Source organism: Polynucleobacter sp. JS-JIR-II-b4 (genome assembly GCF_018687815.1).
Lineage (GTDB): Bacteria > Pseudomonadota > Gammaproteobacteria > Burkholderiales > Burkholderiaceae > Polynucleobacter.
The window spans coordinates 952,780-975,905 of sequence record NZ_CP061306.1 but is presented as its reverse complement, the minus strand read 5'-3'; the positions used below and the strand labels follow the sequence as shown (position 1 = coordinate 975,905).

At 46.5% G+C, this 23,126-nt stretch carries 22 protein-coding genes, 2 tRNA genes and 1 riboswitch; of the genes, 17 read left to right on the top strand and 7 right to left on the bottom strand.

Annotation, left to right across the window (positions count from 1 at the left end):
* The first annotated feature begins 37 nt into the window (after positions 1 to 37).
* Positions 38 to 997 (top strand): XdhC family protein, encoded by a 960-nt coding sequence (locus ICV90_RS04980; protein WP_215360202.1) that lies wholly within the window; start codon positions 38 to 40, stop codon positions 995 to 997.
* 23 nt (positions 998 to 1,020) lie between these two features.
* On the opposite strand, the gene parC is transcribed toward ICV90_RS04980, so the two are convergent.
* Positions 1,021 to 3,396, bottom strand: a complete 2,376-nt coding sequence (parC, locus tag ICV90_RS04975) for a DNA topoisomerase IV subunit A (protein ID WP_251367818.1) — start codon at positions 3,394 to 3,396, stop codon at positions 1,021 to 1,023.
* A 71-nt stretch (positions 3,397 to 3,467) separates the two neighbouring features.
* Positions 3,468 to 5,456, bottom strand: a complete 1,989-nt coding sequence (locus ICV90_RS04970; protein WP_215360200.1) for a DNA topoisomerase IV subunit B — start codon at positions 5,454 to 5,456, stop codon at positions 3,468 to 3,470.
* A 79-nt stretch (positions 5,457 to 5,535) separates the two neighbouring features.
* On the opposite strand from ICV90_RS04970, the gene ICV90_RS04965 reads away from it, so the two are divergent.
* The 10 genes from ICV90_RS04965 (at position 5,536) to thiE (ending at position 14,619) form a co-directional block, all read left to right on the top strand.
* Positions 5,536 to 6,756 carry a CaiB/BaiF CoA-transferase family protein gene (locus tag ICV90_RS04965; RefSeq protein ID WP_215360198.1) on the top strand — a complete coding sequence of 407 codons (1,221 nt, stop codon included), beginning with the start codon at positions 5,536 to 5,538 and terminating at the stop codon, positions 6,754 to 6,756.
* A gap of 5 nt (positions 6,757 to 6,761) precedes the next feature.
* Positions 6,762 to 7,994: an MFS transporter gene (locus tag ICV90_RS04960; protein ID WP_215360196.1), complete on the top strand. Its 1,233-nt coding sequence runs from the start codon at positions 6,762 to 6,764 to the stop codon at positions 7,992 to 7,994.
* Positions 7,987 to 8,130, top strand: a complete 144-nt coding sequence (locus ICV90_RS04955; RefSeq protein WP_215360194.1) for a hypothetical protein — start codon at positions 7,987 to 7,989, stop codon at positions 8,128 to 8,130. Before ICV90_RS04960 ends, ICV90_RS04955 begins: the two co-directional genes overlap by 8 nt.
* Positions 8,131 to 8,172: 42 nt before the next feature.
* Positions 8,173 to 8,247, top strand: a tRNA-Arg gene (locus tag ICV90_RS04950).
* A 224-nt stretch (positions 8,248 to 8,471) separates the two neighbouring features.
* Complete coding sequence (locus ICV90_RS04945) at positions 8,472 to 9,305, top strand: NUDIX hydrolase family protein (RefSeq protein ID WP_215360192.1); 834 nt, start codon at positions 8,472 to 8,474, stop codon at positions 9,303 to 9,305.
* A 74-nt stretch (positions 9,306 to 9,379) separates the two neighbouring features.
* Positions 9,380 to 9,487: riboswitch (TPP riboswitch) on the top strand.
* Between the two features lie 37 nt (positions 9,488 to 9,524).
* On the top strand, positions 9,525 to 11,465 hold the full coding sequence (gene thiC / locus ICV90_RS04940) for a phosphomethylpyrimidine synthase ThiC (protein ID WP_251367806.1): 1,941 nt from the start codon (positions 9,525 to 9,527) through the stop codon (positions 11,463 to 11,465).
* 23 nt (positions 11,466 to 11,488) lie between these two features.
* Positions 11,489 to 12,637 carry an FAD-dependent oxidoreductase gene (locus ICV90_RS04935; protein ID WP_215360190.1) on the top strand — a complete coding sequence of 383 codons (1,149 nt, stop codon included), beginning with the start codon at positions 11,489 to 11,491 and terminating at the stop codon, positions 12,635 to 12,637.
* Positions 12,628 to 12,825: a sulfur carrier protein ThiS gene (gene thiS / locus ICV90_RS04930; protein WP_215360188.1), complete on the top strand. Its 198-nt coding sequence runs from the start codon at positions 12,628 to 12,630 to the stop codon at positions 12,823 to 12,825. The genes ICV90_RS04935 and thiS overlap by 10 nt, the downstream gene beginning before the upstream one ends.
* A 21-nt stretch (positions 12,826 to 12,846) precedes the next feature.
* A complete protein-coding gene (locus tag ICV90_RS04925; protein ID WP_215360186.1) occupies positions 12,847 to 13,665 on the top strand; it encodes a thiazole synthase in 819 nt (272 codons plus the stop codon).
* 27 nt (positions 13,666 to 13,692) lie between these two features.
* Complete coding sequence (thiE, locus tag ICV90_RS04920; protein WP_215360184.1) at positions 13,693 to 14,619, top strand: thiamine phosphate synthase; 927 nt, start codon at positions 13,693 to 13,695, stop codon at positions 14,617 to 14,619.
* A 6-nt stretch (positions 14,620 to 14,625) separates the two neighbouring features.
* Here the strand turns inward: thiE and ICV90_RS04915 are convergent, their stop codons facing one another.
* The 3 genes from ICV90_RS04915 to thiD form a co-directional block, all read right to left on the bottom strand.
* Entirely contained in the window at positions 14,626 to 15,012 is a 387-nt protein-coding gene (locus ICV90_RS04915; RefSeq protein WP_215360182.1) for a HEPN domain-containing protein, read from the bottom strand.
* Positions 15,009 to 15,353: a nucleotidyltransferase domain-containing protein gene (locus ICV90_RS04910; protein WP_215360180.1), complete on the bottom strand. Its 345-nt coding sequence runs from the start codon at positions 15,351 to 15,353 to the stop codon at positions 15,009 to 15,011. The genes ICV90_RS04915 and ICV90_RS04910 overlap by 4 nt, the downstream gene beginning before the upstream one ends.
* Before the next feature lie 77 nt (positions 15,354 to 15,430).
* Complete coding sequence (gene thiD, locus ICV90_RS04905) at positions 15,431 to 16,315, bottom strand: bifunctional hydroxymethylpyrimidine kinase/phosphomethylpyrimidine kinase (RefSeq protein WP_215360178.1); 885 nt, start codon at positions 16,313 to 16,315, stop codon at positions 15,431 to 15,433.
* Between the two features lie 21 nt (positions 16,316 to 16,336).
* Here thiD and ICV90_RS04900 point away from each other — a divergent pair.
* Positions 16,337 to 16,412 (top strand) — tRNA-Asn (locus ICV90_RS04900).
* 65 nt (positions 16,413 to 16,477) lie between these two features.
* Here the strand turns inward: ICV90_RS04900 and ICV90_RS04895 are convergent.
* Positions 16,478 to 17,062: a hypothetical protein gene (locus ICV90_RS04895; protein ID WP_215360176.1), complete on the bottom strand. Its 585-nt coding sequence runs from the start codon at positions 17,060 to 17,062 to the stop codon at positions 16,478 to 16,480.
* Positions 17,063 to 17,295: 233 nt separating this feature from the next.
* Between ICV90_RS04895 and ICV90_RS04890 the strand changes: the two genes are divergently transcribed.
* From ICV90_RS04890 to ICV90_RS04870, 5 genes are all read left to right on the top strand, one after another.
* Positions 17,296 to 18,609, top strand: coding sequence for a U32 family peptidase (locus ICV90_RS04890; RefSeq protein ID WP_215360174.1), 1,314 nt, complete (start codon positions 17,296 to 17,298; stop codon positions 18,607 to 18,609).
* A gap of 29 nt (positions 18,610 to 18,638) precedes the next feature.
* Entirely contained in the window at positions 18,639 to 19,166 is a 528-nt protein-coding gene (locus ICV90_RS04885; protein WP_215360172.1) for a hypothetical protein, read from the top strand.
* A gap of 39 nt (positions 19,167 to 19,205) precedes the next feature.
* Positions 19,206 to 20,048, top strand: a complete 843-nt coding sequence (locus ICV90_RS04880) for a transporter (protein WP_251367805.1) — start codon at positions 19,206 to 19,208, stop codon at positions 20,046 to 20,048.
* A gap of 64 nt (positions 20,049 to 20,112) precedes the next feature.
* Entirely contained in the window at positions 20,113 to 21,855 is a 1,743-nt protein-coding gene (locus ICV90_RS04875) for an IlvD/Edd family dehydratase (protein ID WP_215360168.1), read from the top strand.
* 39 nt (positions 21,856 to 21,894) lie between these two features.
* Positions 21,895 to 22,320 carry a DUF4442 domain-containing protein gene (locus ICV90_RS04870; protein ID WP_215360166.1) on the top strand — a complete coding sequence of 142 codons (426 nt, stop codon included), beginning with the start codon at positions 21,895 to 21,897 and terminating at the stop codon, positions 22,318 to 22,320.
* A 33-nt stretch (positions 22,321 to 22,353) separates the two neighbouring features.
* Here ICV90_RS04870 and ICV90_RS04865 read toward each other — a convergent pair whose 3' ends face one another.
* Entirely contained in the window at positions 22,354 to 23,091 is a 738-nt protein-coding gene (locus ICV90_RS04865; RefSeq protein ID WP_371743892.1) for a lysophospholipid acyltransferase family protein, read from the bottom strand.
* Positions 23,092 to 23,126: the final 35 nt, after the last annotated feature.

Here is a 23,126-nt window from a genome sequence, read left to right as displayed (position 1 = left end):
AAAAGCTTTCACAAAAGAACGAAAAAGAAGAAAACGCATGAACAGCACCGATTTAAGCGTACTCAAATCTGCCGTCGAATGGCTCCAAGCGGGTCAATCAGTCGCAATTGCGACCGTGGTTCAGACTTGGGGCTCAGCACCACGTCCAGTCGGCTCTTGGCTTGCTATACGAGCTGATGGTCAAGTAGCTGGGTCTGTTTCGGGCGGCTGCGTTGAGGATGACCTGATCCGCCGCGTTCAAACCGAAATCCTCACTCGCGATACCCCAGAAATGGTGGTTTACGGAGTAACCCAGCAAGAAGCTGCCCGTTTTGGTCTGCCTTGTGGTGGCACCTTACGTTTATTGGTAGAGCCTAGGCCAGAATTAGCTATTTTAGAAAAGTTGCTTGCGAATATTACTTCTCATCAAATTACACGCCGCTCCGTAAATTTGGCTACCGGCAAATCCACCCTCAGCTTAGGTGATCGTAGTGATGAATTTGCTTGTACTGAACAGGAAATGAAAACCACTTACGGCCCTCGTTGGCGTATGGTGATTATTGGTGCTGGTCAGCTATCCCTATACACGGCCGATTTTGCGCTAGCTTCAGATTTTGAAGTCGTCGTGATTGATCCTCGTGAAGAATATGCCGAGGGTCTAAATCGTTCTGAGATTACTTTCTCAAAGGGCATGCCAGATGATGTCTTGCTGGAGATTGGTGTTGACTCTCACACCGCTGTTGTTGCTCTGACACACGACCCCAAGTTAGATGACATGGCTTTGATGGAGGCCCTGAAGTCTCCTGCCTTTTATGTAGGGGCGTTAGGTAGCAGAAAAAATACTCAGAAACGCAAAGAGCGCTTGCTTGAGTTTGATGTCAGCCAAGAGCAGGTTGAAAAATTACACGGTCCTGTTGGTCTATATATTGGCGCTCTCACCCCACCAGAGATCGCAGTTTCGATTCTGGCAGAAGTGATTGCTGTTAAATATGGCGTGAGTATTCCAAAGAAAACTTAGCTGACTTAGCTGACTTAACTGGCTTAGTTCGCTGTTAATTTGCCGTCTTTTAAGCGCGGCTCAACAAAGTGACCTTTGCGTGCGCGGTTACCCGCAAAAGACTTCAAGGTTTTGGCATCCAAGCCGAGTTCAGTTGGTTTACCAGCACGCCCAGCGCCTGAATAGGTAGCCCCGTCAGGACCAACTGCGATAGCCGAAGCCAAGTGCTCTTTTTCATCCAAGCCCATCAGAATTACACCCTTACCGCCGGTTGGCAGACGCTTGAGTTCATCTAATGGGAAAACCAATAACTTAGAAGCTTCTGATAAGCAGGCAACTTGCTTCATGCCTACCTTCACCTTAGCAGCCCCTAGAGGAGCATCGCCAGGAACTTTAGCGTCCATGCTCAAGAATGATTTACCCGCTTTGTTACGAGTAGTCATATCAGCAACATTTGCCAAGAATCCATAACCCGCTTTAGTAGAGAGCAATACCAAATCATCAGGTTGACCAGCGTAATAGGCAACCATTTGGGAGCCAGCGGCCAAATTGACGAAGCTAGTTAATGGCGAGCCATCACCGCGGGCACCTGGTAATTCGCTGACGGGAACTGTGTATACACGCCCGTCACTACCAAAGCCCTGAATAACATCTACAGTTCTCACTTCAAAGGTAGCGTATAAAGCATCGCCCGCCTTGAAGCCAAATTGAGTTGCATCATGCTCATGACCTTGACGAACACGTACCCAGCCCTTTTGGGAAACAATGACTGTGACAGGCTCATCAATGACTTTGGTCTCAGCAACGGCGCGCTTATCTTCCTGAATCAGAGTGCGACGATCATCACCAAAGTCCTTCATATCGGATTCGATTTCTTTGATGATGCGCTTGCGTAATACGGTGTCGTTTTGCAATAAACCTTCCAGGTCATCACGTTCAGTCTTAAGTTCTTTCAGCTCTTGCTCGATCTTGATACCTTCAAGACGCGCCAACTGGCGCAAGCGAATATCCAGAATATCTTCAGCCTGGCGATCGCTCAGCTTGAATTCTTTGATCAAATCCGCCTTAGGTTCATCGCTATTACGGATGATCTTAATAACCTTATCAATATTGAGAAGAACGGTTAAGCGTCCTTCCAAGATATGCATACGGTCTTTGACTTTGCCTAAGCGGTGCTGAGTTCGTCTAGTAACGGTGGCAACTCTAAATGCAACCCACTCAGACAGAATTTCTTTTAAGCCTTTTTGACGTGGGCGTCCATCGTTGCCAATCATTACCAAGTTCATTGGTGCATTGGACTCGAGCGAGGTATGTGCTAACAGCAGATTGACGAACTCATTGACGTCGATATTCTTACTCTTGGGCTCAAATACCAAACGTACTGCGGCATCCTTGCTGGATTCATCACGCACGCCATCGAGCACATTCAAGATGGTTGATTTAAAATTATTTTGTTCGGGTGTTAAGGTCTTTTTGCCTACCTTAACCTTCGGGTTGGTAATCTCTTCAATCTCTTGCAGCACACGCTGCGAGGAAGTTGCTGGTGGAAGTTCGTTAACCACAATCTGCCATTGACCTCGAGCGAGTTCTTCAACAGACCAACGTGCACGCACTTTAATACTGCCGCGCCCCGCTTCATATATCTGCGCAATTTCTGCAGCAGAAGAAATGATTTGACCGCCGCCTGGATAGTCAGGGCCAGGCATGATCTCCAATAACTCTGAAGTACTCATCTTTGGAGACTTCATTAAAGCAACAGCGGCCGTAGCCACTTCACGCAAATTATGTGAAGGAATCTCGGTCGCCATACCAACGGCAATACCGGATGCACCATTGAGTAATACAAACGGTAGCCGCGCTGGTAATAATTTAGGCTCTTGAAATGAGCCGTCATAGTTCGGCGCAAAATCTACCGTACCCTCATCAATCTCACTCAGAAGCAAACTAGCGATCTTAGTAAGACGTGCCTCGGTGTAACGCATCGCTGCTGCGCCATCACCATCGCGTGAGCCGAAGTTACCTTGACCATCAATTAATGGGTAGCGCAATGAGAAGCTTTGCGCCAAACGAACCAAGGCATCGTATGCAGATTGGTCACCGTGGGGATGGAACTTACCCAACACATCACCAACTACACGCGCACTTTTCACCGGTTTAGCATCTGCACGCAAACCCATTTCGCTCATTGAGAACAAAATACGGCGCTGTACAGGTTTTTGACCATCAGATACATCAGGCAATGCACGGCCTTTAACTACGCTAATTGCGTAATCTAAATAGGCACGCTCTGCATATACCGCTAGAGTTAAGCTGTCTTTGCCATCTTCATTCAAGTCAACCGTTTTGGGGTCATGATTACCCGCTCCACCGCCAGAGGAAGCAGCAACTGCAGGGGTCTCTTCCACTTCAACAATATCTATTTCGATCGGGCTGGAGAATAAGTCAGCCTGATCTACCGGGGTATTTTTTCCAGGAGTCTTTTTAGTTGTCATTAGATATCCGCCTCCACTTCATTGCCGCGCTCTTCCAACCAATCACGGCGTGCACCAGACTCTGATTTACCCATGAGCATATCCATTGTTTTAAATGTTTCGTCTTCGGTCCATGTGCCCAGAGTGACCGGTAGTAAACGACGCGTATCTGGATTCAAAGTCGTATCCCAAAGTTGCTCTGCGCTCATTTCTCCCAAGCCCTTAAAGCGGGAGATCTGCCATGCAGTTTCTTTGACACCATCTTTACGTAATTTATCTTCAATCGCTTGAAGCTCATTAGCATCTAGGGCATAAATCTTTTGCGCTGGTTTCTTGCCACGCGCTGGAGCATCAACTCTAAATAGTGGTGGCCTAGAGATATGCACATGCCCTAACTCAATGAGTTTGGGGAAATGTTTGTAGAACAAGGTTAAGAGCAATACTTGGATGTGCGCACCATCTACGTCCGCATCAGAGAGAATGCAAACCTTGCCATAGCGCAGATTAGATAGATCAGGACTGTCATTTGCTCCGTGCGGATCAACACCAATTGCTACAGCAATGTCATGCACTTCATTATTGGCAAATAAGCGATCACGCTCAGCTTCCCAGGTATTTAATACCTTGCCACGCAATGGCAGGATGGCTTGATATTCCTTATTACGCCCCATTTTGGCTGAACCACCAGCAGAATCACCCTCTACTAGGAAGATTTCATTCATGCCGATATCCTGGCTCTCGCAGTCGGTAAGCTTGCCAGGCAGAACAGCTACGCCAGAAGACTTCTTCTTCTCTACTTTTTGGCCGGCACGGGTTCTTGCTTGCGCCTGCTTGATTACCAGGTCGGCTAATTTACGACCGTAGTCAACGTGCTGATTGAGCCAAAGCTCTAAAGCAGACTTCACATAGCCAGAAACTAAACGTACGGCATCACGAGAATTTAGGCGCTCTTTAATCTGCCCTTGGAACTGAGGATCCAATACTTTGGCCGACAGAATGAAAGATGCGCGGGCAAATACGTCTTCAGGCATGAGTTTCACACCTTTCGGTTGCAATGCATGCATCTCAATAAAGCCTTTAACGGCATTAAATAAGCCTTCACGCAAACCGCTTTCGTGAGTACCGCCTGCAGGTGTTGGAATCAAGTTCACATAACTCTCGCGCACCGGTGCGCCATCTTCAGTCCAACAAACTACCCAAGCCGCACCCTCGCCTTCAGCAAAAGAATCTTCCTCTCCAGTGCCGGTAGCGTATTGCTCGCCTTCGAATGGTGGAATGACTTCGGCGCCATGAGCTGCTTGCGCAATCGCTTCATTTAAGTAGCCACGCAAGCCTTGTGCGTATTGCCATGTCTGGGTATCGCCTGATTTTTCTTGAATCAGCGTTACCTTCACGCCAGGCAATAAAACAGCCTTAGATCGTAATAGGCGAATGAGCTCAGGCATTGGAATCACTGAGCTATCAAAATACTTACCATCTGGCCAAGCGCGAACGCGGGTACCGTGTGACTTGTCTTCTTTTGCAGAAGAAATCGTTTTGAGCTTTTCAATCACCTTGCCATCAGCAAAGGTCAATGTCGACATTTGGCCATCACGCCAAACGGTGACTTCTAATCTTTTGGATAAAGCATTGGTTACAGAAACACCAACACCATGTAAGCCGCCTGAGAATGCATAAGCACCACCAGTGCCTTTTTCAAACTTACCGCCAGCATGAAGCTGGGTAAACACAATCTCCACTACTGGTAATTTTTCGGTAGGATGCATGCCCACTGGAATGCCGCGTCCATCATCTTCTACGCTCACGCTGCCATCGGTATGCATCGTAACGATGATTTGCTTGCCAAAACCTCCTAAGGCCTCATCGGATGCGTTATCCAGCACCTCTTGAATGATATGGAGTGGATTGTCGGTGCGGGTATACATTCCAGGCCGTTGACGGACTGGTTCTAGTCCTTTTAGGACCTGAATCGACGATTCGCTGTATTCGGAAGTTTTACGGGTAGCCATGCGCGCAAATTGTAGTCATGTCTGAGCTCCTGGCCGAATTTTTCGGGAATTCCCCTGTCATCCATGCCAAAATCGGGGGATGGGAGCCTTAAGTCATATTCGCGTTTTAGACCTTAGCCGAGTCTTGGCAGGGCCTTGGTGCGCTCAAAACCTAGCGGATTTGGGTGCAGATGTCATCAAAGTCGAAAGACCAGTCGTTGGCGACGATACCCGCCATTGGGGGCCTCCCTTTGTCAAAGACGCCAATGGCAAGGAAACTGAAGAATCTGCCTATTTTATTTGCATCAACCGCAATAAACGTTCAATTACGGTCGACATTGCAAAACCCGAAGGTCAAGAGTTGATCCGTCAGCTGGGTGCCGAATCGGATGTGGTGATTGAAAACTACAAAGTTGGCGACCTTGCTAAATATGGCCTTGATTATGAAAGCCTCAAAAAAGTAAAGCCAGATTTGATCTACTGCTCAATTACAGGTTTCGGTCAGACCGGTCCCTTTGCTAATCGTCCTGGCTACGACTTCATCGTTCAGGGTATGGGCGGATTTATGAGTGTCACCGGTGAAGCGGATGGTGTTAAAGGAGCTAGCCCACAAAAAGCAGGGGTTGCAATCGCAGACATCTTTACCGGCATGTATGCCTCTACAGCCATATTGGCAGCAGTCATTCACCGTGACCATACGGGTGAAGGCCAATACATCGATATGGCTTTATTGGACACCCAAATTGCAGTGATGGCTAACGTTTCAAGCGCCTACCTGACATCTGAAAAAGTGCCCCGTCGGATTGGCAATGCCTCCGTAACCATTGTTCCGTATCAAACCTTCCCAACATCGGATGGCTGGATGATTGTTGCTGCTGGCAATGACGGTCAATATAGACACTTTGTCATGGCTGGCGAGGAAGGTCACCTTGCTGATAATCCACGTTACGCCACTAACCCACTCCGTGTTCAACACCGAGATGAGCTAGTGCCGCTACTGGAAGCCATGACCCGTAAAAAAACAAAGAAGGAATGGATATCACTTCTAGAAAAAGTGAATGTTCCTTGCGGACCGATCAATAACTTCAAAGAAGTCTTTGAAAACGAGCAAGTCATAGCTCGTGGGGTAGAGATCAATATTCCACACCCTACTGTTGGCAATATGAAATTAGTTGCTAGTCCTATGCGCCTTTCTAAAACACCCACCGAAGTACGAATGGCACCGCCTACGCTTGGTCAACATACGCAAGAGATTTTGCATGAACGTCTCAAGCTCGATGATCAAGCGATTGAAGCGCTGCGCACCAAGGGAATCATCTAAGCTCCATGACAGCACAGACATCCAAAGCAGGGCTTTCGATGAAGGAAGTCCTCATCTACGGTGGACTCATGGTCACCCTATCGATGGGTATTCGTCATGGCTTTGGCCTCTTCAATTTACCCATTACTTCAGCCAATGGCTGGGGTCGCGAAACGTTTGCTCTGACTATTGCTTTACAAAATCTGATTTGGGGAGCTGTGCAGCCAGTTACGGGGGCCTTGGCTGATCGTTACGGCGCATTCAAAATCATGGTTGCCGGTGGGATTTTGTATGCCCTAGGTTTGGCAGGCATGGCTATCTCTACTGATGTCATGAATTTCACATTAGCTGGTGGCTTGCTCATTGGTTTGGCACAAACTGCCACGACCTACAGCGTGGTCTATGGAATCTTGGGTCGCAATGTGTCTGCGGAGAAACGGGTTTGGGCAATGGGTATCACTGCAGCTGCCGGTTCATTTGGTCAGTTCCTCATGATTCCAGCCGAGCAAGGCTTGCTGAGTATATTTGGCACACAAGATGCGCTTCTCATGTTGGCATTGATGGCCAGCCTAATGATTCCAACTGCAATTATGTTGCGTGAAAAGAATTTCACCTATAACCATAATCTGGGTGATCAGACGATTAAGCAGGCGTTAAAGGAAGCAATGGGTAATCCAAGCTTTCGTTATCTGACCTTAGGTTATTTTGTTTGCGGTTTTCAGGTGGTGTTTATTGCGGTTCATTTAGCGCCTTACCTTAAAGACTTGTCTTCTACCTATCCAGCTGTCGGGGCTCCGGTTGTCGCCACGACCGCCCTAGCCTTAATTGGCCTGTTTAATATCTTCGGCACCTATAGCTCTGGCATCCTAGGTCAGCGCTTCCCTAAACGCTATTTACTATCTGCAATCTATATTGGGCGTTCCATTGCCATTACAGCGTTCTTGTTATTGCCACCAACACCGATGAGTACTTACATTTTTGCTGCCATCATGGGCTTCTTGTGGCTCTCAACTATTCCACTGACCAACGGTATCGTTGCGCAAATTTTTGGCGTGAAGTATTTGACAATGCTCTCTGGTCTCATCTTTTTCTCACATCAATTAGGTAGTTTCTGCGGAGCCTTCTTAGGTGGTTATTTATTTGACCAAAGTGGCTCCTATTTAATTGTTTGGGAAATTGCAATTGGATTGGGCGTCTTTGCTTTCTTAGTTAATCTTCCTGTAAAGGAACGAGCAATTCATAGAGTAGCTAATGCTTAAGAAAAAACCAGGCATTGGGAAGATCATCTCTTATGGGTTTGCTTTATTTATTTTGTTGTTCGTTTTCTCAATGTACTTCGCACCCGATATGATGGTGGCAGTAACAAATCAAGTATGGGCGCTGTGTGGTTGGTAATTCATTAGAATTGACATAGCACACTTTTTATTTTCTTAGCATCTCGCCGTAGCACAATGGATAGTGCACATGCCTCCTAAGCGTGGGATACAGGTTCGATTCCTGTCGGCGGGACCAAAAATTCCCCATACTTATCCACAGGCATTGTGGATAAATCCTCAAAAGTTTTAGTAAGTCACAGATTTGTATAGGTAGACCTAGCTTGCCTAATTTGTGTGCAGGATATCCTGTCCTATTTTGCGTGTTTGCTTATAAATATTTAAGTAAGTTCTTATAGGGATTTGTGTTATGAGGGTTTACCAATAAACGCATAGAGCGGAGAGTTCCCTTACACTTAAGGCATGACCAGCCTTTCAACCAGTACCTTAGCCGCCCTCGAGGAAATGCTCCAAAACACGGCGCGTTCTGCTCCTGCGGAATACCTGCCGATTTATTTATCCCGCGGTGCAATAGGTGAACAACTCATTGGCCATCTCAATCCAGAATTTATTCCTTATCTGCAAGAGTCTTTACAAAAAGAATCCATTGCACTCATTGCCATGGGTCATGACAAACTCACCATTCAATTAGGCAAACCTAGAGATTTATCCAATAGTCTTTATCAGTTAGCTAATCGCATGAGACTGGGTGGATTTATTCCAGGCTGGCGTAACGAAGACTTTGCTTGGGTTGATCCAAATGGTCATAAATACTTTCGCATGGAGCGCGCTGCATTTCGTACCTTTGGTTTTCGAAGTATGGCAACGCATATCAATGGTTATACCCACGGTAATACTATTTGGCTGGGTAGACGCAGTGAAACTAAGCCTACTGATCCAGGCAAGTTAGACAACTTGGCAGCCGGTGGAATTACTGCTGATGAAACACCCTGGGTTAGCGCGCGTCGTGAGCTTTGGGAAGAAGCTGGCGTACCTGAGCAAATCTCCGATCAAATTGAGCCTGTGGGACGTATTCATATGCGCCGCCCATCACTAGATCGAGGCTTTCATGATGAACAGCTATATGTCTACGATTTAGAGCTGGCTGACAACTTTGTCCCCACCAATCATGATGGTGAAGTCAGTGGCTTTATTGAAATCTCCCTGCCAGAGGCTGCCGCCAGAATCCTGGCTGATGAATTTACCTCTGATGCTGCCTTTGTTACGGCTGATTTCATATTGCGTCGCAATAAGTAGCCTGCTGGGCCTGTTTGGCAGGGCATGACTGACGTCATGCAGTAATCAGTCAATTCGTGGTTAAATTCATCTTAAGGATGAAACAGGGGTGCCCTTCATAGCAGTTTTGCTAGAAGGCGCTGAGAAAGACCCTAGAACCCGATCCAGGTAATGCTGGCGTGGGGAGTTACATCAGACCGACACCCGGTTTCGTCCATCTAAAACAGCTAGGAGATGGACATGAGTACAGGCAAGACTTCAACTAAAAACGCTAAACACGAGATTCCAAGCCTTAAAAGCTTAGAGCGCGACTTCGGGCAAAAGTTTGCCTATCCAGCCTCAACCAAAACTTATCTCCAGGGGTCAAGGCCCGATGTCAAAGCGCCAATCCGCATGATTGAGCAACTACCTACTCGCGTAGGCGAAGAAATGTTGGCTAATCCTCCAGTACCTGTTTACGACACATCTGGTCCATACAGCGATCCTGATATTGTCATCAACCTTGAAAAAGGTTTGCCAAGACTCCGCGATGCCTGGATTGCTGAGCGTAATGACACCATTCAGTTAGCAGGTCCTAGCTCCGAATACGGCGTTGCACGTTCTCAAGATGAAGCCACACAAAATTTACGCTTTTCTCATATCAGCGCACCACGTGTAGCTAAATCTGGTCATAACGTCAGTCAGATGTATTACGCTCGCCAAGGAATCATTACTCCTGAAATGGAATACATCGCCCTGCGTGAATCCATGGGCCTTGAGCAACTGCGCAAAGATCCTGCTTACAAGCAGCTATTGAAGCAGCATCCAGGTAAAGGGTATGGCGCCAACCTGCCTGACATCGTCACCGGTGAATTTGTCCGCTCCGAGATTGCTGCAGGCCGCGCGATCATTCCAGCAAACATCAATCACCCTGAATTAGAACCAATGATTATTGGCCGTAACTTCCGCGTGAAGATTAACGGCAACTTAGGTAATTCTGCTGTTACCTCTTCCATCAATGAAGAAGTAGAAAAGATGGTGTGGTCGATTCGTTGGGGCGCAGACACCATCATGGATCTCTCTACTGGTAAGCATATTCATGAGACTCGCGAATGGATTATTCGCAACTCTCCAGTACCTATTGGCACAGTTCCAATCTATCAAGCACTAGATAAAACCGGCGGTATTGCAGAAGACCTCACCTGGGAAATGTTCCGTGACACGCTCATTGAGCAAGCAGAGCAAGGCGTGGATTACTTCACCATACATGCGGGTGTATTGCTACGCTATGTACCGTTAACAGCTGATCGTATTACGGGCATTGTTTCTCGTGGCGGCTCGATCATGGCTAAATGGTGCTTGGCTCATCACAAAGAAAACTTCCTGTACACGAAGTTTGATGAGATTTGCGAGATCATGAAAGCGTATGACGTGTCATTTAGCTTGGGCGATGGTTTGCGTCCTGGTTGTATTGCTGACTCGAATGATGCTGCTCAGTTTGGTGAACTTCATACACTCGGTGAGCTGACTGCTAAAGCTTGGAAACATGATGTGCAGGTCATGATTGAGGGTCCTGGACACGTTCCAATGCAGCGCATTGAAGAGAATATGACTGAAGAGCTCAAGCATTGCTTGGAAGCTCCCTTCTATACCCTCGGACCATTGATTACCGATATTGCCCCTGGCTATGACCACATCACTAGCGGCATTGGTGCAGCGCAAATCGGTTGGTACGGCACAGCAATGCTTTGCTATGTCACACCAAAAGAGCATTTGGGATTGCCAGATAAAGAAGATGTGCGCGAAGGCATCATCACTTATAAGATTGCTGCCCATGGTGCTGACTTAGCCAAAGGTTTGCCTGGTGCACAAGTGCGCGATAACGCCCTCTCCAAAGCGCGCTTTGAGTTCCGCTGGGAAGACCAATTTAATCTGGGATTAGATCCTGAGCGCGCGCGTGAGTATCACGACGCAACACTGCCAGCTGAAGGCGCCAAGATTGCGCACTTCTGCTCTATGTGTGGCCCCAAGTTCTGCTCGATGAAGATCACTCAAGAAGTTCGTGATTACGCTGCGACCTTAGATGCTGACGGAAATCCAAAAGCTAAAGTCATTCCAATTACTGAAGTAGCTGACGCTTCTAAGGGTATGGATGAAATGTCTGCGGAGTTCCGCAAGCGCGGTAGTGAGATTTATCAGTAAGCCAACCAGCCAAAAAGATAAAGATGACTAGCGCAAGCTTCTCCAATAGCAAATACGCAATTGTTGGCGGCGGCCTAATGGGTCGCCTGCTAGCTGTTGCGCTTGCTAAAAGAGGCGCTCAAGTCGACCTCTTTGATAAAGGGGGTCCCGACGGCAACCATGCTGCTGCGCGCATTGCTGCAGCGATGTTGGCGCCATTAGCTGAGTCTGCAATTACTGAAGATTCGGTAGTGCGCATGGGTTTGCATAGTCTGCCTCGTTGGAAAGAGCTTATTACCAACTTATCTTCACCGGTTTACTTTCAGCAAGATGGCACTTTGATTTTGTGGCACCGCCAAGATGCCAGTGAAGCTGAACGCTTTACTGCTCATTTAGAGAAGAACTGTCGCTCAAACGCTGATCTCAGCGCACCACAAAATCTCAATAATGAAGCGTTACGCGAACTCGAGCCTGGCGTTGCCGATCGCTTTACTCAAGGACTGTATTTACCCAATGAAGGGCAATTAGATAATCGCCAGCTATTGGATGCTCTCGCTAGTGAATTAACGCTACTGAAGGTCAATTGCCACTGGCATATAGAGATCGGCCCATCTGAATTGCGCAAACAGACTGACTATAAAGCGGTAATTGACTGTCGTGGTACAGGCGCTAGAGAAGCTTGGTTATCTGGGGACAAGCCCAATAGCCTGCGTGGCGTTCGTGGTGAGGTCATTCGACTGTATGCACCAGAAGTAAAGTTGCGTCGCCCTACCCGCTTAATCCATCCGCGCTATCCGATTTATATTGCCCCTAAAGAAAATGACGTCTATGTGGTGGGTGCAACGGAGATTGAGTCTGATGACTTGTCAGAAATGAGTGTGCGCTCTGCTATGGAGTTGCTCAGCGCTGTCTACACCGTTCATAGTGGTTTTGCAGAAGCGCGCATATTGGAGATGGCAACGCAGTGTCGCCCTACTTTAAAAAATAATCTGCCAGAAATTCGGTCGATAAGAAATAAAGGGCTTGCAGATTTGATCATGATCAATGGCTTGTATCGCCATGGTTTTATGATTTCTCCTGCAGTGCTCGATTGCGCATTGGAACTTGTAGAGCTCGGCGCAAGCAAAACTGCATTGGATTTGGGATTGAGCATGACTCAAGACAATAATCAGATTGAGACAGTATGCGCATAATCGTCAATCAAGTGGCTTATGAGATACCCAGCAAGAGCATGGTGAGTGATGCGCTGGCCTTGATCAATGCGAAGCCACCTTATGCCGTTGCCGTGAATCTTCATTTTGTGCCTAAGACTAAGCATGCAGACTTTGTATTAAATGAGAACGACCAAATTGAAGTGATTGCTCCAGTTACTGGCGGCTGATTAAAAACAAATTATTTTGCTATGAACGCTCCTTTACCTAATAACCTCAATAACGCCGATACACTTGTCCTTTATGGCGAGAGCTTTGCGAGTCGCTTGCTATTGGGTACCTCACGCTACCCCTCTCCACAGGTGCTAGAGAACGCTGTGCAAGTATCGAATCCCGGCATGATTACTGTAAGCTTACGTCGCCAAGGAACATCAACCGCAGAAGCGCATAGCGGCTTTTGGGATTTACTCAAGAAGATGGCAGTCCCTGTTCTACCGAATACCGCTGGTTGCCATAGCCCACAAGAAGTGATTACCACCGCGCAAATGGCGCGTGAAGTGTTTGAAACCGATTGGATCAAGTTAGAGCTGATTGGCGATGATTACACTTTGCAACCGGATGTCTTGCGCTTAGTGCTGACAGCAGAGACTCTGATTAAAGATGGCTTTAAGGTTCTGCCGTATTGCACGGAGGATCTCATTTTGTGCCAACGTTTGGTTGATGTCGGCTGCCAAGCGGTGATGCCTTGGGCCGCTCCAATTGGTACCGGACAAGGCCCTTTAAATCCATATGCCATGAAACTCTTGCGTGATCGTCTGAAGGTTCCGCTTTTGGTAGATGCCGGCCTAGGACTTCCTTCTCATGCTTGCACTGTGATGGAATGGGGATTTGATGGTGTATTGCTTAATACAGCAGTAGCCTTGGCGGATGATCCTGTGGTGATGGCCAAAGCCTTTGCTATGGCAGTTGATGCAGGTCGTGCGGCCTATTTATCTGGTGCCATGAAGCCCCAGGAATCAGCTCAAGCAAGTACGCCTTTGGTGGGAACTCCTTTTTGGCACCAATCGTAGTGAAGCTAAGTTAAGTACACTAAACCTATGAGTCTAATTCGTGACCTTGCTGATCAAATCGTTGCTGCGCATCGCAATGAAGATTTATGCATTCCGATTCCGAGCTTTAGTCTGAACTCTCCGCCTCCTCTCATTGATAACGAAGCAGCAGTCGATCATTACGAATTAGCAGGCGCACTAGCAGCAATTGAGATGGGCTTTATTGAGTCTGATGCCAGAATCCTGGGTAAGGCGTGGTCACGCATGACATTGCAAGATGGTGGCTTTAATCCCTTTAAATGGCCTAGCAGGCCAGAGCATTTTGATTTACTGCCCTGGACTCGCAATATGAATCCCAATGCGTTTAAAGAGTGTCCAAAACGCTTAGGCTTGTATGGTGTCATGCCGGATGCTGAGTGGGTAAAGCGCATGGTTGATGCGGAGCTACCTACAGTACAACTCCGCTTTAAGTCGAATGAAAAATCCAAGATCCGAAAGCAGATTAAAGAATCTGTTGCAGCAGTTAAAGATAGTAAGACCCTGCTCTTCATTAATGATTACTGGCAAGAAGCAATTGATGCCGGCGCCTATGGCGTGCATTTAGGTCAAGAGGATTTAGTAGATGCAAACCTAGAAGAGATTCGGGTAGCGGGTTTAAGACTGGGATTAAGTACTCATGGCTATGCAGAGCTGGCTTATGCAGATCGCTTTTGCCCAAGTTACATTGCGATGGGAGCCGTCTTTCCTACGAATTTAAAGAAGATGCCTACAGCACCGCAAGGACTGGGTCGCTTATATCGATATGCTCAGCTCATGGACAATTACCCGCTAGTTGCTATTGGCGGCATTGATCAAGATAGCATTCATGCGGTGGCAAAAAGTGGTGTTGGTTCAGTGGCTGTTGTGAGAGCCATTACCCAAGCTAAAGATCCTAAGGCAGCAGTTAAACACTTACAAGAATTAATGCAGGCTTAAATCGATTTAGGGTTTATCAAATAACCCCAAAAGGTGCTCAACGAATTCACTTGCTTTGGCAACCGCCCATTGAGCATCCTCCTTGGTCACCAAATCACCTTTGTAATCACCCATTAAACGAAGATCTTCGACCCTGTTTAATGCTTTGCCAAATTCAATTGAGACTTGACCTGTTTTCACCAATTTCAAACTAAAAACAGATATGAGACCACTGTGGGTTTTTGTATGCTCGACCGAATCTACCTCACCGGAAGCAAGTAAGGCACCTCGAGCAGCGTCAAACATAGCGTAATAGGCTCGATTACATGCTCCATCGAAATCACTAGCATTTAATAGTATTTTTGCTGAGGCTGCTGCTGTTGTCGCTTTAATAAAAAGTTCTTTTGCCTTCAAAGCACAATACCTTCGTTTCGCACATTATTGATAAGGCTTGGATTTGAATAAGTTTCTGGATGATCCCATTCTTCCTGCCATATTGGTAGCGGCTGAATACGTATACCGGTCTCTAAAAGAACTTCATAAGCAAGGTCATCCATAACAAATTTTGTCGCCATAAATGGAGTTGCTAGGCCTTTCAAAAGAATAGCAACATCGGCGTCACTTTCTACGTGATGAGTACCCCTAGCTCGACTTCCAAACAACAACGCTTTTGCTATTGGAAAGTATTGAGCGACCTTATCCATAAAAACTGATGTAGCAGCTTTTGTTTGATCGTCAATGAAGAAATTGCTCATAGCTTCTATTATCCAAAGAAAAAGATGTTATGGCAATTAAGGTCTTTAACATTGGTAGATTGAGGTTAAAAACACTGCTAAGGCTTTGTTTTTTCGTCAAGTAGCGCAGTTGGATAGAAATCATGCATATGCCACAAAGGTCCTGGACCTTCACCAATACTCAAGAAGCGCCCTGCCTCTAAGCCTGCCTCTACATAGGCGATCGCCTTAGCAACTGCATGAGCTAGATCATGACCATCAGCTAGATAGGTAGCAATGGCAGATGCTAAAGAACATCCAGTGCCGTGCGTATTTACTGTATTGACGCGATAGTGTTTGAATTCTCTTGATTGCACAACTTCAAGATCGTCCTCTATGGAACGCCACATTAAATAATCGGTAATTTGGGTATGAGTACTATCTAAGTGGCCACCCTTAATAAGTACTGCTTGTGGACCCATCTCGAGTAACTCTTCTGCGGCTAATTTGAAATCATCTGCGCCACTAATCTCACGCCCAAGTAGTAATGAAGTTTCATCTAGATTAGGCGTAACAAGTGATGCCATTGGTAATAATTCAGTAATCATTGCTTGCGCCGTATCGTCACCACCCAAGCTAGCGCCGGAGGTAGCGCGCAAAACAGGATCTAGAACAATGCGTTTCATACCATGCTTGCGTAAAGATTTAGCAACAGTCCGGACTATTTCTGGACTGGCCAACATGCCGATTTTGACAATATCAGCACCAATATCCATTAAAACTGCGTCAATCTGGGCTTCTACGACCTCAAGATCGACATCCTGAATGCGCGTGACACCCAAGGTATTTTGGGCGGTAATAGCAGTTATGACTGACATGCCATAGCCACCAAGGGCGGTGATGACCTTGAGGTCAGCCTGGAGCCCCGCCCCACCGCCACTATCCGACCCAGCAATGGTCAGTACTTTGGGGATCTGCACAGAAGTGGGAAGAAGTGAATTCATCTTGCTATAATATCGGCTTATTCCTCGATAGCTCAGTCGGTAGAGCGCCGGACTGTTAATCCGTAGGTCCCTGGTTCGAGCCCAGGTCGAGGAGCCAAATAAGTAAAGCCCCTAGAGAAATCTAGGGGCTTTTTCTTTTGCGGTCTAGTTGAAGCAATCTACTTAGATCAAGCCCTTCTTACGTAGATTAGCCAAGCGATTATTAAGAGTCTTAATGGTTAGGAGGTTGTATTTATCACCCTCCTTCCAGGCGCTGCCTTTCCATTCAATGCCTTCTGCTGTGAAATTAGCGAACGGCTCTTTACCTTCCTTTGCATAGCCTTCTAAGATGGCGATGAGTGCTGCTCGATCATCGGATCCGCCAGCATCTTTCACTGCATCCAAAATGGGTTTGGTGATGGTATCGCTATAGGTAACCTTAGTATCCATATGATTGGGCGCTGCTGTTTCTTCGAAGATGTACTCATGTGGCCACTCAAAGACATTTCTTGCTGAATTTTTTACTGCTTCTGGACTCACTGCACCGCCCTCAGGATTCTTGGGATCGGTTGGTAGGCTTAGGCCCAAAATCCAAGCTTCAAATTCAGCAATACGGCTGTAACGCTTTTCTTCGCTATCGCGCTTTTGCTCCTCTTGTGAGAGCAGCAAAGTCACCCATGCCCAGGCAATATCTTTAGGTATTGCAAACTCTTGAGCCAAAATTGCACTGGCTTTTTTTAGTATGGGTTTGGATGTGAGTTTTGACATTGCATTCTTTCTGGGTTCGTTCTGCTTTTTAGTAAGCGCCTTCAATTTAGGGTGAAAAGTCAAAGGGAAGGCTCCCCGCTCATCTTGACAATGCTCTCCACATCCCCCGTAGGATACTCTTCATTAGCCATGGGCTTGCCCACTAGGTCCGCACGAACCCAGTTCTGGCGTCCTCCAATGCCGTCTAATCGAGCAATTCAAGCAAGATCGGCTGTATTCACTAAAATAGACGGATGACTAAGATTCCTGAACTCCTCGCTCCAGCCGGCAGCCTTTCTATGCTGCGCACTGCTTTTGATTTTGGCGCAGATGCCATTTACGCGGGACAGCCTCGTTATTCCCTGCGGGTGCGCAATAACGACTTCGGCAAGATTGAGGTGTTGAAGAATGGAATTGATACTGCCCATGAAATGGGCAAGAAGTTTTATCTAGTCTCTAACTTATTACCTCACGGTGGTAAGACGCGTACTTACATTAAAGATATGGATCCAGTAATTGCATTAAAGCCGGATGCTTTAATCATGTCTGATCCTGGACTAATCATGATGGCGCGCGAAGCTTGGCCAGATATGCCGATTCATTTATCAGTTCAAGCTAATACTGTGAATGGTGCTTCTGCTAAGTTTTGGCGATCTGTTGGCATTAGTCGTGTGATTTTATCCCGCGAACTTTCCTTTGATGAAATTGAAGAAGTCCGTCAAGACTGTCCAGAGATGGAGCTTGAAGTATTTGTTCACGGCGCACTCTGTATCGCTTACTCTGGTCGCTGCTTGTTATCTGGCTATATGTCTCATCGAGATTCCAATCAAGGCGCCTGTACCAATGCTTGCCGCTGGGATTACAAGGTTAAACCTGGGCAACAAAATACGAGTGGTGATGTGGTGCTTTTGCAAGAAGCTCGTCGCCCTGATGATTTGATGCCGATGGAAGAAGATGAGCATGGCACCTACATCATGAACTCTAAGGATCTGCGAGCCGTTGAGCATATTGAGCGCTTAACCAAGATGGGTGTTGACTCTTTTAAGATTGAAGGTCGTACCAAATCACCTTATTACGTTTCACGTACTGTTCAAGCATATAGAGCAGCAATTAATGATGCTGTTGCTGGTAAGCCTTTTAATACCGCCTTGTTAGGTCAATTAGAAGGTTTAGCTAACCGCGGCTATACAGATGGATTTTATGAGCGTCACCATGATAAAGAGTACCAACTCTATATGCGTGGCCACTCTTTATCGGGACGTAGCCTGTATGTTGGTGAAACTCTGGAGATTGACTCTGCTGCCGGCCGAGTCAAGGTAGATGTGAAGAATCGTTTTTCTGTTGGTGACAAAATTGAAATTATTGAACCAAATGGAAACACGGATGTTGTATTGACTGAGATGTGGAATATGAAGGGCGAGTCGATTGAGGTTGCTCCTGGCTCAGGTCATTTTGTTTGGCTCAAAATTCCAATGGCCACTACACATGCCTTTATTGCACGCTATACACAAGAACCCGCACCAGCTGAAGTAGCTACTTCTAGCTCTTGCTCTACTTGCGGCGACTAACATCCCTACTCTTCTTATTAAAGATTTTCATGACCAACAGCGCCAAGAACCCCCCAAACAAACCCAGCTTGAAATTAAAGCTGGAAGATGAAATGAAGAAAGCGCTTTCTCTAACGCTTTACTTCGGTATTTGGTTCTGCGCGATTACCTTTATGGCTACAACCGCTTTAGAAGAGCGCCCTATCCCCCTGGCTCTCTTTGGCTTTGCATTAATCAAAGCAGGCTTATCGGCAAAATTTATGCTGATTGCTCAGGCTGCCTATCCAATCAAGGTCGATAAAGCACATGGAATTGTTGGCCCTCTATTTATTGAGTCTATCGTATACATTATTGTCATTATTGCCCTGAACTATATTGAAGCCGGAATCGATGGCCTGATACATGGAAAAGAATTTATTACCTCTATGGCCGCTTTTGGAAGCGGTGATCCATTAAGGGTATTGGCGATGTCGATTGTGTATTGGTTAATTGTTTGGCCTTACTTAATTTTTGTAGGATTCAATAAGGTTGTTGGAAATACTGAAACACTTGCCGTACTATTTGGCCCCAAAAAATAATTGTCTTACTTGTATTGCGTGAGAATTTTTTGGCTCTGCTTGTTGGGATTTATTTGCCAACAAGCGTCCGCTCAAGAGATTGAAGCTCGCGCGTATTCGAATGCGCCTATTGGCATTAACTTTGTTTCGGGTGGAATAGCCCAGGCCAAGAGTGGTTCATACACCCTCACTACTGAAGCAGCAAGCCTGACCCGCATTATTATTGTCTTCGGACAGTCGGGCAGGATTAGCCTGCTCCTCCCTTATGCGCAACTTTCAGGTACGGGCAGCATTAGGACCCAAAATATGAACGCCTCCGCAGAAGGTCTGTCCGATCCTGTTGTAAAGATCTCCGCCAATCTTTATGGTGCGCCAGCACTCTCGCTAGAAGAATTTAATAACTACAAACAAGATCTCATTATTGGCACCAGTCTTGCTGCATCCATCCCATGGGGCAAGTACAACAGCGAGCAAATGCTCAACGTGGGCGCCAATCGCTCTCTTATTCAGCCAGCCATCGGAGCATCTCAAGCAGTTGGACCATGGCGTTTGGAACTGGCAGGTATGGCGACGATCTACACCAGCAATACCAGTTTTCTGGGAAGCAATACGCTCTCCCAAAATCCCATCTACTCCTCGGAAGCCCATGCGATCTATTACTTTCAGAATACGGCCTATATCTCTGCCGATGCTACCTATTTCATGGGTGGTCAGAAATACGTCAATGGCACAGCAATCAGTAGCTCACAAGAAAATTGGCGTTTTGGCAGCACTTTTTCTTACCCCATTAATAAGCACAATTCAATCCGCCTAACCGGTAGCAAAGGTGTCTACTCCAATACCAATACTGACTACACCGCACTGGGGATTTCCTGGCAGTACCGCTGGGGTGGCGGACTGTAGGTAATTAGGCTATTCCATCGCTACAATAAAGCCAAAGAACATTAAAAAGAGATACGAGACAAACATGAGTAATAAACCAAAAGATCCAGCAGAGAGCGGTTTACGCAAAGGCTTGACTAGCTATGGGGATAAAGGCTTCTCTTTATTTTTACGTAAGGCCTTCATCAAAGGTGCCGGGTATACCAATAGCGCATTAGATCGCCCTGTCATCGGCATTATCAATACCGGTAGCGCTTACAACCCCTGCCATGGCAATATGCCTCAGCTTTTGGAAGCGGTAAAACGCGGTGTGATGTTGGCCGGTGGTCTGCCGATGGAATTTCCAACGATTTCGATACATGAGAGTTTTGCTGCGCCTACCAGTATGTACTTGCGTAATTTGATGTCTATGGATACTGAAGAAATGTTACGTGCACAGCCAATGGATGCGGTTGTCATGATTGGTGGTTGCGATAAGACTGTGCCAGCGCAAATGATGGGTGCCGCTTCTGCTGGCTTGCCAGCCATTCAACTGATAACCGGATCAATGCTGACTGGCTCTCATCGCAGTGAACGTGTTGGCGCTTGTACAGATTGCCGTCGCTATTGGGGCAAGTTCCGTGCCGGCGAAATTGATGAAGTTGAAAAAGATGAAGTTAATGACCAACTGGTTGCGAGCGTTGGCACCTGTTCAGTAATGGGAACTGCAAGTACCATGGCTTGTATCTCAGAGGCGTTGGGTATGACAGTTCCCGGTGGTGCAACTCCTCCAGCAGTCACTGCAGACCGCATCCGCGTAGCCGAAGAAACTGGTACTTGTGCTGTGAAGATGGCAAAAGAAGGTTTGACGATAGACAAGATACTCACTGCAGACGCATTTGAAAACGCGATGCGTGTTTTGCTAGCGATTGGTGGGTCAACCAATGGCATTGTTCACTTAGCTGCCATTGCTGGCCGTATGGGCCTCGAGATTGATTTAGATGCGCTTGATAAGATGGGTGATGAGACCCCTGTTTTGGTTGATTTAAAACCATCTGGTGACCACTACATGGAAAACTTCCATGATGCCGGTGGCATGACCACCTTGCTTCGTGAACTTAAGCCTCTATTAAAACTTAATGCGATGACTGTTTCCGGTAGAACTCTTGGTGAAGAGATTGATGCTGCTCCACCTAGCTTCAAGCAAGATGTCGTGCGTCCATTTGATAAACCAATTTATCCACGCGGCAGTATTGCAGTATTGCATGGCAATTTAGCGCCGGGTGGCGCCATCATCAAACAGTCTGCTGCTAATGAAAAGCTCATGGAGCATGAAGGTCGTGCCGTAGTGTTTGAAGATGCTGCTGATTTAGCCAATCGTATCGATAGCCCTGACTTAGATGTTACTGCTGATGACATTTTGGTTCTCAAAAATATTGGGCCTAAAGGCGCTCCTGGCATGCCAGAAGCTGGCTATATACCAATTCCTATGAAATTGGCACGAGCTGGCGTCAAAGATATTGTGCGCATCTCTGATGGACGTATGAGCGGCACCGCCTTCGGCACCATTGTGTTGCACGTTACCCCTGAATCCGCTATTGGCGGTCCTTTGGCACAAGTGCGTAACGGTGATCGCATTCGTTTGAGCGTTAAGAATCGAGAGATTAGCCTCTTAATTTCCGATGAAGAACTGGCTCAGCGTATGAAAGACAATCCCATAACATCTCCTACTGCTGAACGTGGTTACAAAAAACTCTTCTTGGATACCGTGACCCAAGCAGACCAAGGTGTAGATTTTGATTTCTTGAGAGCAGTCATAATGGTTGGCAAAACCCCTTCATCCAAATAAAAGTTTTCAGTGATTAACGCCAATCTCTTGCGTAGGGGCATGAATCTATGGCCCCCATTTCTGGGTGCTGGCATTACAGTTGAGCATATTGCCAAAGACTTTCGTCATGCCAAGGTACGTCTCAAGCATGGTCTATTGAACCGCAATATTGTGGGCGTACATTTTGGTGGTAGCCTCTTTGCAATGACTGACCCCTTCTTCATGATGATGGTGTCTCAGAATCTAGGTAAGGGTTATATTATTTGGGATCAGGCGGCCAAGATTGAATTCCTCAAGCCGGGCAAAGGAAAAGTTCATGCTAGTTTTGAAATTACTCAAGACCAATTAGATGAAATTATTAATGCCGCAGAGCCTGGAGATAAGGTCTTAAGGGACTTTAAAGTCGACGTAAAAGATCAAGAAGATGATGTGGTGGCGCGCATCACCAAGACTTTGTACATACGAAAGAAGATGAAGAAAAGCTAACGTACATTGCTAGCCTTTTTATTAATCGCTTAGTTAATGTATATAAGCAGGCGCATCAATAATACGCATCTCGCCTTCAATCCAGGCTTCCACCTCAAGCTGCAGCTGCTCTTCCGTTTTTCCCGCTACTGAGATCACTGGTCCAATAGAAAGCGTAATCACTCCAGGATGCTTTAAGAAGGTATTTCTAGGCCAAATGGCAGCAGAGTTCTGCGCCACCGGAAGAATGTCTGTTTGTGTACTAATAGCAAGGCGAACACCGCCTTTTCTGTAAGGCTTAAATGACCCACGTGGGGTTCGAGTACCTTCTGGATAAATGGCAATCCATTTTCCCTCTGATAAAACTATTTTGCCCTGCTCGTTGACTGCTTCTCGAGCTTTCTCACGATCGCCCCGATTAATATGAATCATCTTTAATGAGGCCAAAGCCCAACCAAAAAAAGGCACAAACAATAATTCTCTTTTGAATACAAAGCAAAGCTGTCTTGGGAAAAATGCTGGGTAGACAAAGGTTTCCCATGCGGATTGATGCTTGCCCAAAATAATTAATGACTTATTAGGATCTCGGGGGATATTCTCAAAGCCCTTTATCTTTAGATCTATTCCACAGAAAAATAAGAGTGCTTTTTGGGTTAAACGGCACCAAAATACACCCATTTGGTAGCGCGTGCTGCGACTTGTAAAGGGGATGACCAGAATAATTGCGCTAGCAACAATGGTGACGGTTGAGAAACCAAATAAATAGAATAGAAAGGAACGCAGCCAAAGTATCACGATAATATTTTTACTAATTAAGCGCTAAAAAA

Bases quoted from the DNA above. Each gene is read 5' to 3' on its own strand.
- ICV90_RS04935 (WP_215360190.1), top strand. From the start codon at position 11,489: ATGACTAGCGCAAGCTTCTCCAATAGCAAATACGCAATTGTTGGCGGC.
- ICV90_RS04980 (WP_215360202.1), top strand. From the start codon at position 38: ATGAACAGCACCGATTTAAGCGTACTCAAATCTGCCGTCGAATGGCTC.
- ICV90_RS04895 (WP_215360176.1), bottom strand. From the start codon at position 17,062: ATGTCAAAACTCACATCCAAACCCATACTAAAAAAAGCCAGTGCAATT.
- ICV90_RS04925 (WP_215360186.1), top strand. From the start codon at position 12,847: ATGAACGCTCCTTTACCTAATAACCTCAATAACGCCGATACACTTGTC.
- ICV90_RS04955 (WP_215360194.1), top strand. From the start codon at position 7,987: ATGCTTAAGAAAAAACCAGGCATTGGGAAGATCATCTCTTATGGGTTT.
- ICV90_RS04970 (WP_215360200.1), bottom strand. From the start codon at position 5,456: ATGGCTACCCGTAAAACTTCCGAATACAGCGAATCGTCGATTCAGGTC.
- ICV90_RS04965 (WP_215360198.1), top strand. From the start codon at position 5,536: ATGGGAGCCTTAAGTCATATTCGCGTTTTAGACCTTAGCCGAGTCTTG.
- ICV90_RS04910 (WP_215360180.1), bottom strand. From the start codon at position 15,353: ATGAGCAATTTCTTCATTGACGATCAAACAAAAGCTGCTACATCAGTT.
- thiE (WP_215360184.1), top strand. From the start codon at position 13,693: ATGAGTCTAATTCGTGACCTTGCTGATCAAATCGTTGCTGCGCATCGC.
- ICV90_RS04870 (WP_215360166.1), top strand. From the start codon at position 21,895: ATGAATCTATGGCCCCCATTTCTGGGTGCTGGCATTACAGTTGAGCAT.
- thiD (WP_215360178.1), bottom strand. From the start codon at position 16,315: ATGAATTCACTTCTTCCCACTTCTGTGCAGATCCCCAAAGTACTGACC.
- ICV90_RS04945 (WP_215360192.1), top strand. From the start codon at position 8,472: ATGACCAGCCTTTCAACCAGTACCTTAGCCGCCCTCGAGGAAATGCTC.
- ICV90_RS04890 (WP_215360174.1), top strand. From the start codon at position 17,296: ATGACTAAGATTCCTGAACTCCTCGCTCCAGCCGGCAGCCTTTCTATG.
- ICV90_RS04885 (WP_215360172.1), top strand. From the start codon at position 18,639: ATGACCAACAGCGCCAAGAACCCCCCAAACAAACCCAGCTTGAAATTA.
- thiC (WP_251367806.1), top strand. From the start codon at position 9,525: ATGAGTACAGGCAAGACTTCAACTAAAAACGCTAAACACGAGATTCCA.
- ICV90_RS04875 (WP_215360168.1), top strand. From the start codon at position 20,113: ATGAGTAATAAACCAAAAGATCCAGCAGAGAGCGGTTTACGCAAAGGC.
- thiS (WP_215360188.1), top strand. From the start codon at position 12,628: ATGCGCATAATCGTCAATCAAGTGGCTTATGAGATACCCAGCAAGAGC.
- ICV90_RS04960 (WP_215360196.1), top strand. From the start codon at position 6,762: ATGACAGCACAGACATCCAAAGCAGGGCTTTCGATGAAGGAAGTCCTC.